The sequence below is a fragment of the Burkholderia sp. 3C genome, from assembly GCF_054589155.1.
The window spans coordinates 171,248-183,067 of the sequence record NZ_BAAILN010000093.1 but is presented as its reverse complement, the minus strand read 5'-3'; the positions used below and the strand labels follow the sequence as shown (position 1 = coordinate 183,067).

Below are 11,820 nucleotides of genomic sequence, written 5' to 3'. Positions count from 1 at the left end.
GCGCAGCGAGACACCATGAAAAACGCCCGGTCGATCGACCGGGCGTTTTCTTTGGTACGCAGTGCCTCGATGCGCGAGTATGTCAGTGCGCGGCTGACGCCGCCGCTCCCGAATCGCCACCGCCCCCGGCTTTTTCCGGCTTGGTAATCCAGACCAACCCGATCAGCACCACGAAGATTGCGGCCGACAGATAGAACAGGTCGTTCACCCCGAGCTGCGCGGCCTGTTGCGTGGTCATCTGGTTGATCAGGCCATACGCCTGCTGATCGCTGAGCCCCAGGCTGTTCATCTGCGCGACGGCTTGATTGAACACCGGGTTGTAGACGTTGGCCTGCTCGACGAGCTGCGCGTGGTGGAAATTGTTGCGATGGTCCCAGGCCGTCTGGAAGATTGACGTACCAATCCCGCCGCACATGATCCGCACGAAATTCGACAAGCCGGATGCCGCGGGAATGCGATGGCCGGGCAGCCCCGACAGCGTGATCGACACGAGCGGAATGAAGAAGCCTGCCATTGCGATGCCCTGGATGAACGTAGGCGCCATCAGCGACCATTCGTCGACGCCGGTCGTGTAGCCCGAACGCATCCAGAAGCAGAGCCCGAACACCAGAAATGCCGCTGTTGCGATATAGCGCGGGTCGGTGCGCGGCAGGAACTTGCCGGTGATCGGCGACAGGATGACGGCGAAGAAGCCGACCGGCGCCAGAACCATCCCGGCGTCGGTGGCCGTGTAGCCGATCTGCGTTTGCAGCCAGAGCGGCAGCAGCACCAGATTGCCGAAATACAAGCCGTAGCCGACCGACAGTGCGACCGTACCGCCAGTGAAATTGCGCGTGCGGAACAGCGACAAATCGACCACCGGATGCTTGGCCGTCAATTCCCAGATCACGAAGAACGCGAGCGCGATCACGGCGATCAGCGCCAGCGCGATGATCATGGGCGAGGCGAACCAGTCGAGATCCTTGCCCTTGTCGAGCATGACCTGCAGCGAGCCGACCCAGATCACCAGCAGCGCGAGGCCCACGCCGTCGATCGGCGCCTTGCGCGTGACCGATTCACGGCTGCGATAGATCATCCACGTCACGATCGCGGCGACGATGCCGACCGGGATGTTGACGTAGAAGATCCACGGCCACGAATAGTTGTCCGAGATCCAGCCGCCCAGAATCGGCCCGGCCACAGGCGCGATCAGCGTGGTCATCGACCAGAGCGCCAGCGCCATCGGTGCGCGGGCGCGCGGATAGCTCGACAGCAGCAGCGATTGCGACAGCGGGATCATCGGCCCGGCCACGGCGCCCTGGATCACGCGCGAGACCAGAAGAAACGGCAGCGTCGGCGCCAGTCCGCACAGCCACGACGAAAGCACGAACAGGATGATCGACGCGAGGAACAGGCGCACCTGGCCGATCCGGTCGGTCAGCCAGCCGGTCAGCGGCACCGAGATCGCATTCGCGACCGCGAACGACGTGATCACCCAGGTGCCTTGATCCGACGACACGCCGAGGTCGCCCGAGATGGTCGGGATCGCGACGTTCGCGATCGAAGTGTCCAGCACGTTCATGAACACCGCGAGCGACACCGCAATCGTGCCGAGCACGAGTTGGCCGCCTTTCAGCGGCGCATGGGCTTGAGGAGGTGTGGCCATGAGCGCTCCGCGCTTACATCGATTTCGACGTGGACGGATGGCCCGTTGCGGCGGGTGCCGCAGCGGACGTGCGCGACGTGCCGGCACCGCCGGCATTGTCGGCGATGATCCGCGCGATTTCGGCGTTGGCTTCGTCGCCGTACTTCGCGAACACGTCGGTCTGGTAAATCGTGTTCTGCACGTTGCCGAGCTGGCCACCCTGGTCGTTCTGAATATCGACGTCGACCTGCATCGACAGGCCGATACGCAGCGGATGCTGTTCGAGCTCCTTCGGATCGAGCGCGATACGTACCGGCAGGCGCTGCACGACCTTGATCCAGTTGCCGGTGGCGTTCTGCGCCGGCAGCAGCGAGAACGCCGAACCGGTGCCGGCCGAGAAGCCCACCACCTTGCCATGATACTTGACCGACGAGCCATAGATGTCGGCGCTCAGTTCGACCGGCTGGCCGATCCGCATATGCGTGAGCTGGACTTCCTTGAAGTTGGCATCCACCCACACTGCGTTGAGCGGCACCACCGACATCAGCGGCGAGCCCGGCGCGACGCGCTGGCCGACCTGCACCGAGCGTTTCGCGACATAGCCGGTGACCGGCGCCGGCAGCGTGTTGCGCGCGTTGTTGAGGTAGGCATCGCGCACCTTCGAGGCGGCGGCGAGCACGTTCGGATGATCGGCGATCGTGGTGTTCGCGGTCAGCGCACGGTTCGAGGCGAGTTGCTGCTGCGCGGCGTCGACCGAGGCCTGCGCGGCCTTGACCGCATCGCGCGCGTGCGAGATTTCTTCCTGCGAGACGGCGCCCGTTTGTGCGACGGCCGCACGGCGGCGCAGATCGTCCTGAGCCTTCGACAGATCGGACTGGCGCAGGGTGACCTGGGCGCGATATTGATCGTCGTTGACGAACAGGCCGCGCACCTGGCGCACCGTCTGCGCGAGATTGGCCTCGGCCTGTTGCAGCGCGACCTGCGCGTCGGCCGGGTCGAGCTTGACGAGCGGCGAGCCGGCCGTGACGGTTTGCGTGTCGTCGGCGTTGACCGCGATCACGGTGCCGGTGACCTGAGGCGTGATCTGCACGACGTTGCCGTTCACGTAGGCGTCGTCGGTTTCCTCGTGGAAGCGCGCGACGAGGAAGTAGTAAAGCCCGTAGGCAACTGCGGCAATCACGATGATGACGGCAAGCAGCAGCATCATCCGATTGCGCTTCGAGTTGTTCGGCTGGGAGGCGCCGGCTGCGTTCTGTTGAGGGTCGCTCATGGCGATGTTCTCCGTCGATTCTTGTCGGTGTGCGAGTGGTATCGGGCGAGGGTGGCGAGCATCAGTTCGATGCCTGCTGGCGGCTGGCCGTGGCGCCGCTGGCCGCGGGCGGCTCGGCCGCGAGTGGCGTTTGCGTGGCGTCGAAGCCGCCGCCGAGCGCCTTGATCAGGCCGATCTGCAGGTCTCGGCGCCGCATCACGAGATTCGTGACGGACTGTTCCGCGGACAACCGGTTGATGTCCGCGCTCAGTACCTGAAGCTGCTGCGACAGCCCGGCCTTGTAGCGGATCACGGCGAGATCGTAGGCGTGCGTCGAGGCCTCGAGCGCGCGTCGCGCGTCGCCCATCTGCTGGTCGGCCGAACGGATCGATGCCACCTGCGTGGCAACGTCCTCGAGCGCGCCGATCAGCGTCTGGTTGTAGTCGGCCACGCTGAGGTCGTAATCCGCGTACTTGCCCTTGAGCTGCGCGCGCAGGGCGCCGCCGTAGAAGATCGGGATATGCACGGCGGGGCCGAACTGGGCCTGACGGCTCGCGAACTTCAGAAACTGGCCCCAGCCGAACGCGTCGAAGCCGAAACCGGCCGCAAGGTTCACGTCGGGGAAGAACTCGGCCTTGGTCTCCTTGACGTCGGCGAGCCGCGCCTCGACCTGCCAGCGCGCTGCGACGATGTCGGGGCGGCGCGACACGAGATCGGCGGGAATGTTGTCCGGCAGCGTGACGGCGCCGGCCGGTTGCAGCACCGGCACCGCGATGGCGAGGCCGCGGTCCGGGCCCTTGCCGAGCAGCGCGGCCAACTGATAGCGCACCGTGGCGATCTGGCCGTCGAGTTCGGACAGCGTCGATTGGCTGGTCGCCACGTTGCCGCGTGCGGTCTGGCGTTCGACGTTGGTATCGAGCCCGGCGCCCACGCGCCCTTCGGTGATCTTGCCGACCGTCTCGCGGTTGCCGATTTCGCGCTGGGCGATGTCGCGCAAGGCGTAGAGCTGGGCGAGCTGGTTGTAGGTGCGCGCGATCGAGGTGGCGAGCGTCACGCGCGCCTGCTGGAACTCGGCCTGCGCGGCTTTTTGCTGCGACACGGCCGATTTCAGGCGCGCCTGGTTCTTGCCCCAGAGGTCCAGATCCCACGAGGCGCTGACCAGCGCGTTGTTCTCGCTGAACCAACTGCCGCCGTAGGGCGGCGGGAACAGGCCGTTGCCCGAATAAAGCTCGCGCGTCCACGAATACTGGCCGTCGATTTTCGGGAACAACGTGGCGCGCGACGACTGGATGTAGGCCGAGGCCTTGGCGATGCGCGCCTGGGCCTGGGCAATCGTGGGGTTGTCCGCCAGCGCTTCGTCGATCAGCTTCGGCAGTTGTGCATCGCCGAACTGGCTGGCCCAGTCGAAGCTCGGCCATTGGCCGCCCTGCGCGGGCAGGCTCTGCGCGCTGTCGAACTGCGCGGCGGGCGCAATCTGCTTGTCGCTACGGATGCCCATGTAATTGGCGCAGCCGGCGAGCGCGAACGCGGCAAGCGCAGCCGCGATCGCGCCGTGCACCGGCCGCGCTACCGTCCCCGGCCCTCGATGGATAGTGGACATTGCAAGGATTTCCTTATGTCGATCCGTCTGGAATTGTTGTTGTGGCACGTTTTTACTGCGCCGGATTGCCCGTGCCGCCGGCACCACCCACTGCGCTCTCGCCGCAGTAGTTGCTGAGGATCCGACGCAACATGCTTTTCAGGAATCCGACTTCCTCTGGCGTGAAGCCGGCCAGCAAAGTATCGAGCACGCTGATGAAGATTTCGGGCATGCGTTCGGCCAGCTCGCGTCCCTCGTCGGTCAGTTCGAGCTGGACCACGCGTCGGTCCTCGTGGCTGCGAACGCGTGACAGCAGCCCTCGCTTTTCGACGCGATCGAGCAGCCGCGTCACCGCGCTGGCGTCGATCGCATACTCGCGCGCCAGTTCGGCGGCGGTCGAGCACTTGCCGACCGCGAGCATGAACAGCATGCTCGCCTGCGTGCCGGTGATGCCGAGTTCGGTCTGGGTGCGCTGAGTGACGAGGTTGGTCATCAGCGAACGCACGCGGGAAAGCAGATAGCCCACGCTGTCGTTGATCGGGTAGGCCGCCAGCGACAGGCCGGGAGGAAGGCGTGAAGGGGAATCGGAATCCGACATGGTCGCTGTTTCTGCAATAGTTGACTAGGCAGCAGTATAGGTGCGAATGTTTGCCGCGGCAAATAATGCATCCGGGTTACGTGGCCGGCAATCGGGGCGGATACGGAGAGGGCGCGGTGCGCGCCCGGACAGGCGGCCCTGGCGCCGCGGCGATGGCGTTTGCGCGACAGTCGAGTGTGCAGTGCAGCGAAGCGCTCAGCTTGCGACATGTGGGCATGCTATAATCCTTGGCTTTCCAGGATGCAATTTGCAGCTGCGCGCGTGAGGCTTGATCCAACACGCGCCTTTTTGCGTGTCCGATCATCAGGTTTCGAAATCAGGTTTCTATGACCCGCGCCCTTCGCAATATCGCCATCATCGCCCACGTCGACCACGGCAAGACCACGCTCGTCGACCAACTGCTGCGCCAGTCCGGCACCTTCCGCGAGAACCAGCAGATGGTCGAGCGAGTGATGGACTCGAACGACATCGAAAAGGAGCGCGGGATCACGATTCTCGCGAAGAACTGCGCGGTCGAGTACGAAGGCACGCACATCAACATCGTCGATACCCCCGGCCACGCCGACTTCGGCGGTGAGGTCGAGCGCGTGCTGTCGATGGTCGATTCGGTGCTGCTGCTGGTCGACGCCGTCGAAGGCCCGATGCCGCAAACCCGCTTCGTCACGAAGAAGGCGCTGGCGCTCGGCCTGAAGCCGATCGTCGTGGTCAACAAGATCGACCGCCCGGGCGCACGGATCGACTGGGTCATCAACCAGACCTTCGATCTGTTCGACAAGCTCGGCGCCACCGATGAGCAGCTCGACTTCCCGATCGTCTACGCATCGGGCCTGAACGGCTATGCCTCGCTGACCCCGGAAGCGCGCGACGGCGACATGCGTCCGCTGTTCGAGGCCGTGCTCGAGCACGTGCCGGTTCGCCCGGCCGATCCGGATGCGCCGCTGCAGCTCCAGATCACCTCGCTCGACTTTTCGACCTACGTCGGCCGTATCGGCGTGGGCCGCATCACGCGTGGCCGCATCAAGCCGGGCCAGCCGGTCGTGATGCGCTTCGGCCCGGAAGGCGAGGTGTTGAGCCGCAAGATCAACCAGGTGCTGTCGTTCACGGGCCTGGAGCGTGTGCAGGTGGAATCGGCCGAAGCCGGCGACATCGTGCTGATCAACGGTATTGAAGATGTCGGTATCGGTGCGACGATCTGCGCCGTCGACACGCCGGAAGCGCTGCCGATGATCACCGTCGACGAACCGACGCTGACGATGAACTTCCTCGTGAACTCGTCGCCGCTGGCGGGCCGCGAAGGCAAGTTCGTGACGAGCCGCCAGATCCGCGATCGTCTGATGAAGGAACTGAATCACAACGTGGCGCTGCGCGTGCGCGACACGGGTGACGAAACCGTGTTCGAAGTGTCGGGCCGTGGCGAACTGCACCTGACGATTCTGGTCGAGAACATGCGTCGCGAAGGCTACGAGCTGGCTGTGTCGCGTCCGCGCGTGGTGCTGCAGGAAGTCGACGGCGTGAAGCACGAGCCGTTCGAGCTGCTGACGGTGGACGTCGAAGACGAACACCAGGGCGGCGTGATGGAAGAGCTGGGCCGCCGCAAGGGCGAAATGCTCGACATGGCGTCGGACGGCCGTGGCCGTACGCGTCTCGAGTACAAGATTTCGGCACGGGGCCTGATCGGCTTCCAGAGCGAATTCCTGACGCTGACGCGCGGCACGGGCCTGATGAGCCACATTTTCGATTCGTACGCACCGGTCAAGGATGGCTCGGTGTTCGAGCGCCGCAACGGCGTGCTGATCTCGCAGGATGACGGCGCAGCCGTGGCCTACGCGCTCTGGAAGCTGCAGGATCGCGGCCGCATGTTCGTGAAGCCGGGTGATGCGCTGTATGAAGGCATGATCATCGGCATCCACAGCCGCGACAACGATCTCGTCGTGAACCCGATCAAGGGCAAGCAGTTGACCAACGTGCGTGCGTCGGGCACCGACGAAGCGGTGCGCCTCGTGCCGCCGATTCAGATGTCGCTGGAATACGCGGTCGAATTCATCGACGACGACGAACTCGTGGAAGTCACGCCGCAGTCGATCCGCCTGCGCAAGCGCTTCCTGAAGGAACACGAGCGCCGTCGCGCCAGCCGCGAAACCGAGTGATCGAACCCTCGCGAAGCTGCGACAACGATCAGGAAAAAGCCGCCTTCGGGCGGCTTTTTCGTTGTCGGCGCCGTGATGCGTAAAACACTATTGCGGGACTTATCGGAAATCGCCCCTTTCTGCCATGAAAGCCCATTGGGCTTGGCTCTCACGGGTGCGACATTCCGCCCTTCATTGTTGCGTAGTGTGCTATGCTGCGCGCACAAAGTTTTCGGTCCTTCCAAGCAAGACTTGATTCGCAATCCGCCAAACGGTCAGGCCGTGTCGCGGAAGGTTGAGCAACCCGCTATTCCTCGAGAAGCTCGAAGAAAGGTGAGCGTAAAATGTCAGATGTCATGAAGCAGTTTCAGCTGAACTCCTATCTGTTCGGCGGCAATGCTTCGTATGTAGAAGAGCAGTACGAAGCCTATCTGGACAACCCGGCATCGGTGCCGGACAACTGGCGCGAGTATTTCGACGCGTTGCAGAATGTCCCGGCAACGGATGGTTCGAATGCCAACGACGTTGCCCATTTCCCGATCGTCGAGTCGTTCGCTCAACGCGCGAAGGCCAACGCCTTCATTCCGCGTGACAGCGGCAACGGCGGCAATCTGGCAACGGCTCGCAAGCAGGTTCACGTCCAGACCCTGATCAGCGCGTACCGCTTCCTCGGCTCGCAATGGGCCAATCTCGACCCCCTGAAGCGTCGCGAGCGTCCCGCCATTCCTGAGCTGGAGCCGTCGTTCTACGACTTCTCCGAAGCCGACCTCGACCAGACCTTCAGCGCCAGCAACCTGTATTTCGGTTTCGAGCAGGCTTCGCTGCGTGACATCGTCAAGGCGCTGCGCGACACGTACTGCGGCACGATCGGCGCCGAATACATGTATATCGGCGACCCGGAGCAGAAGCGCTGGTGGCAGGAGCGTCTCGAGTCGACGCGCGCCACGCCGAACTTCACGGCCGAGAAGAAGAAGCACGTGCTGAACCGCCTGACGGCCGCCGAAGGCCTCGAGCGCTACCTGCATACCAAGTTCGTCGGCCAGAAGCGTTTCTCGCTCGAAGGCGGCGAAAGCTTCATCGCGGCCATGGACGAAGTGGTCCAGCATTCCGGCTCGAAGGGTGTCCAGGAAATCGTCATCGGCATGGCCCACCGTGGCCGCCTGAACGTGCTCGTGAACACGCTCGGCAAGATGCCGTCCGACCTGTTCGCCGAATTCGAAGGCAAGCACGTCGACGATCTGCCGGCTGGCGACGTCAAGTATCACAAGGGTTTCTCGTCGGATGTCGCAACCGAAGGCGGCCCGGTCCACCTGTCGCTCGCGTTCAATCCGTCGCACCTTGAAATTGTCAACCCGGTGGTCGAGGGTTCGGCGAAGGCACGGATGGACCGTCGCGGCGACGCCGACGGCCTGCAAGTGCTGCCGGTGCAGATCCACGGCGATGCGGCCTTCGCGGGCCAGGGCGTCGTGATGGAAACGCTGAACCTCGCGCAAACGCGCGGCTACGGCACGCACGGCACGCTGCACATCGTCATCAACAACCAGATCGGCTTCACCACGTCGGACCCGCGCGATGCGCGCTCGACGCTGTACTGTACCGACGTGGTCAAGATGATCGAAGCGCCGGTGCTGCACGTGAACGGCGACGATCCGGAAGCGGTGGTGCTCGCGGTGCAGATCGCGATCGACTACCGGATGCAGTTCCACAAGGATGTCGTGATCGACATCGTCTGCTTCCGCAAGCTGGGTCACAACGAGCAGGACACGCCGGCGGTCACGCAGCCGCTGATGTACAAGAAGATCGCACAGCACCCGGGCACCCGCGCGCTGTATGCCGAGAAGCTCGTGCAGCAAGGCGTGATCGGCGCGGAAACGGGCGACGAATACGTCAAGGCCTTCCGCAAGGCGATGGACGATGGCCACCACACCATCGATCCGGTGCTCTCGAACTACAAGAGCAAGTATTCGGTCGACTGGGTTCCGTTCCTGAACCGCAAGTGGACGGATGCAGCCGATACGGCCGTGCCGCTCGCCGAACTGAAGCGCCTCGGCGAACGCATCACCACGGTGCCGGAAAACTTCAAGGTTCACCCGCTGGTCGAGCGCGTCATCAACGATCGCCGCAAGATGGCGAGCGGCGAGCAGGCGCTGGACTGGGGCATGGGTGAACACCTCGCCTACGCTTCGCTGGTCGCATCGGGCTATGCCGTGCGTCTGACGGGCCAGGATTCGGGCCGTGGCACGTTCACGCACCGTCACGCGGTGCTGCACGACCAGAACCGCGAGCGCTGGAACGACGGCACGTACGTGCCGCTGCAGAACATCTCGGAAGGTCAGGCGAACTTCAATGTGATCGACTCGGTGCTGTCCGAAGAAGCGGTGCTCGGTTTCGAGTACGGCTACTCGACCGCCGAACCGAACACGCTGGTGCTGTGGGAAGCGCAGTTCGGCGACTTCGTGAACGGCGCGCAGGTCGTGATCGACCAGTTCATCTCGTCGGGCGAAGTGAAGTGGGGCCGCGTGTCGGGCCTGACGATGCTGCTGCCGCACGGCTATGAAGGGCAAGGTCCGGAGCACTCGTCCACGCGTATCGAGCGTTTCCTGCAACTGTGCGCGGATCACAACATGCAAGTGGTCCAGCCCACCACGCCGGCTCAGATCTTCCACTTGCTGCGCCGCCAGATGATCCGCCTGTTCCGCAAGCCGCTGATCGTGGCAACGCCGAAGTCGCTGCTGCGTCACAAGGAAGCGGTGTCGGATCTGTCGGAACTCGCGAAGGGTTCGTTCCATCCGGTGCTGGGCGAGATCGACGAGTCGATCGACGCGAAGAAGGTCAAGCGCGTGGTGGCCTGCTCGGGCCGCGTGTATTACGACCTGGTCGCACACCGTCGCGAAGCGAAGGCGAACGACGTCGCGATCATCCGTATCGAACAGCTCTATCCGTTCGCGCACAAGCAGTTCGAAGCGGAAATGAAGAAGTACGACAATGCGACCGAAGTGGTCTGGGTGCAGGACGAGCCGCAGAATCAAGGCCCGTGGTTCTACATCGAACACCACCTGAAGGAAGGCATGAAGGACGGTCAGAAGCTGGCATACAGCGGCCGTCCGGCTTCGGCCTCGCCGGCGGTCGGTTACTACGCGAAGCACTATGAGCAGCAGAAGGCCCTGATCGAAGGGGCGTTCGGCCGACTCAAGAGCGCGTCGATCGCAAAATAAGCGGACATCACGAACCGGGAGCGCGCCCAAGCGCGTTCCCGGTTTGTTTCGTCGCGCGCGCAGCGAATCTGACGCGAGCACGAACTGTCCTCGGCATCCCGACATTACCCAGATCAAGCATCCAGGAAACAAGTCATGGCTATCGTAGAAGTCAAAGTCCCCCAGCTTTCGGAATCGGTTTCGGAAGCCACCATGCTGCAGTGGAAGAAGAAGCCCGGTGAAGCCGTCGCTCAGGACGAAATCCTGATCGAACTCGAGACCGACAAGGTCGTGCTGGAAGTGCCGGCACCGGCAGCCGGCGTGCTGTCGCAAGTGCTGCAAAACGACGGCGATACGGTTGTTGCCGATCAACTGATCGCCACGATCGACACCGAAGCCAAGGCTGGCGCCGTGGCGGCGGCTGCCGGCGAAGCGGAAGTGCGTCCGGCTCCGGTGCCCGTCGCCGTGGAAGCCGCGCCGGCCGCTGCTTCGGGGTCGAGCAACACGTCGGCCTCGCCGGCTGCCGCCAAGCTGCTGGCCGAGAAGGGCGTCGATCCGAGCCAGGTCTCGGGCACGGGCCGCGACGGCCGCATCACGAAGGGCGACGCGCTGGGCGCGAACGCCGCACCGGTGAAGGCGGCTGCCGCACCGGCCGCCGCCGCGCCGAAGAAGGCCGCAGCGCTGCCGGACGTCAAGGTTCCGGCCTCGGCCACGACCTGGCTGAACGATCGTCCGGAACAACGCGTGCCGATGTCGCGCCTGCGTGCGCGTATCGCCGAACGTCTGCTCGAATCGCAGCAAACCAACGCGATCCTGACGACGTTCAACGAAGTCAACATGCAGCCGGTCATGGACCTGCGCGGCAAGTACAAGGACAAGTTCGAGAAGGAACACGGCGTGAAGCTGGGCTTCATGTCGTTCTTCGTCAAGGCGGCGGTTCACGCCCTGAAGAAGTACCCGCTCGTGAACGCGTCGATCGACGGCAACGACATCGTCTACCACGGTTACTTCGACATCGGTATCGCGGTTGGTTCGCCGCGTGGCCTGGTGGTGCCGATCCTGCGCAATGCCGACCAGCTGAGCCTGGCCGACATCGAGAAGAAGATCGCCGAATTCGGCCAGAAGGCCAAGGACGGCAAGCTGTCGATCGAGGAAATGACGGGCGGTACGTTCTCGATCTCGAACGGCGGCGTGTTCGGCTCGATGCTGTCGACCCCGATCATCAACCCGCCGCAGTCGGCCATCCTCGGCGTGCACGCGACGAAGGAACGCCCGGTCGTCGAAAACGGCCAGATCGTGATTCGTCCGATCAACTACCTGGCGCTGTCGTACGACCACCGCATCATCGACGGCCGCGAAGCCGTGCTGTCCCTGGTCGCGATGAAGGATGCGCTGGAAGATCCGGCACGCCTGCTGCTGGATCTGTAAGCCTCGCTTTTCCGTATTGAAT

At 63.9% G+C, this 11,820-nt stretch carries 7 protein-coding genes; 3 read left to right on the top strand and 4 right to left on the bottom strand.

All coding sequences use genetic code 11. The features are described from left to right. Positions 1-82: 82 nt before the first annotated feature. From ACYP33_RS19260 to ACYP33_RS19245, 4 genes are all read right to left on the bottom strand, one after another. A complete protein-coding gene (locus ACYP33_RS19260; protein WP_459623369.1) occupies positions 83-1,645 on the bottom strand; it encodes a DHA2 family efflux MFS transporter permease subunit in 1,563 nt (520 codons plus the stop codon). 13 nt (positions 1,646-1,658) lie between these two features. Next, complete coding sequence (locus ACYP33_RS19255; protein ID WP_459623367.1) at positions 1,659-2,894, bottom strand: HlyD family secretion protein; 1,236 nt, start codon at positions 2,892-2,894, stop codon at positions 1,659-1,661. A 61-nt stretch (positions 2,895-2,955) separates the two neighbouring features. After that, on the bottom strand, positions 2,956-4,473 hold the full coding sequence (locus tag ACYP33_RS19250) for an efflux transporter outer membrane subunit (RefSeq protein WP_459623365.1): 1,518 nt from the start codon (positions 4,471-4,473) through the stop codon (positions 2,956-2,958). A 52-nt stretch (positions 4,474-4,525) separates the two neighbouring features. Next, on the bottom strand, positions 4,526-5,050 hold the full coding sequence (locus ACYP33_RS19245; RefSeq protein WP_414449563.1) for a MarR family winged helix-turn-helix transcriptional regulator: 525 nt from the start codon (positions 5,048-5,050) through the stop codon (positions 4,526-4,528). Positions 5,051-5,376: 326 nt separating this feature from the next. Between ACYP33_RS19245 and typA the strand changes: the two genes are divergently transcribed. From typA to odhB, 3 genes are all read left to right on the top strand, one after another. After that, positions 5,377-7,197 carry a translational GTPase TypA gene (gene typA, locus ACYP33_RS19240; RefSeq protein WP_459623363.1) on the top strand — a complete coding sequence of 607 codons (1,821 nt, stop codon included), beginning with the start codon at positions 5,377-5,379 and terminating at the stop codon, positions 7,195-7,197. Positions 7,198-7,520: 323 nt separating this feature from the next. Next, positions 7,521-10,391: a 2-oxoglutarate dehydrogenase E1 component gene (locus ACYP33_RS19235; protein WP_459623361.1), complete on the top strand. Its 2,871-nt coding sequence runs from the start codon at positions 7,521-7,523 to the stop codon at positions 10,389-10,391. Positions 10,392-10,526: 135 nt separating this feature from the next. Further along, the gene (gene odhB, locus ACYP33_RS19230; protein ID WP_414444961.1) at positions 10,527-11,798 is read left to right on the top strand and encodes a 2-oxoglutarate dehydrogenase complex dihydrolipoyllysine-residue succinyltransferase; all 1,272 of its coding nucleotides are present in this window, start codon (positions 10,527-10,529) and stop codon (positions 11,796-11,798) included. Positions 11,799-11,820 lie beyond the last annotated feature (22 nt).

What these genes read in the sequence shown, in the direction of transcription:
- ACYP33_RS19255 (WP_459623367.1), bottom strand. Translation starts at nt 2,894, where the DNA reads ATGAGCGACCCTCAACAGAACGCAGCCGGCGCCTCCCAGCCGAACAAC.
- typA (WP_459623363.1), top strand. Translation starts at nt 5,377, where the DNA reads ATGACCCGCGCCCTTCGCAATATCGCCATCATCGCCCACGTCGACCAC.
- ACYP33_RS19260 (WP_459623369.1), bottom strand. Translation starts at nt 1,645, where the DNA reads ATGGCCACACCTCCTCAAGCCCATGCGCCGCTGAAAGGCGGCCAACTC.
- ACYP33_RS19235 (WP_459623361.1), top strand. Translation starts at nt 7,521, where the DNA reads ATGTCAGATGTCATGAAGCAGTTTCAGCTGAACTCCTATCTGTTCGGC.
- ACYP33_RS19250 (WP_459623365.1), bottom strand. Translation starts at nt 4,473, where the DNA reads ATGTCCACTATCCATCGAGGGCCGGGGACGGTAGCGCGGCCGGTGCAC.
- odhB (WP_414444961.1), top strand. Translation starts at nt 10,527, where the DNA reads ATGGCTATCGTAGAAGTCAAAGTCCCCCAGCTTTCGGAATCGGTTTCG.
- ACYP33_RS19245 (WP_414449563.1), bottom strand. Translation starts at nt 5,050, where the DNA reads ATGTCGGATTCCGATTCCCCTTCACGCCTTCCTCCCGGCCTGTCGCTG.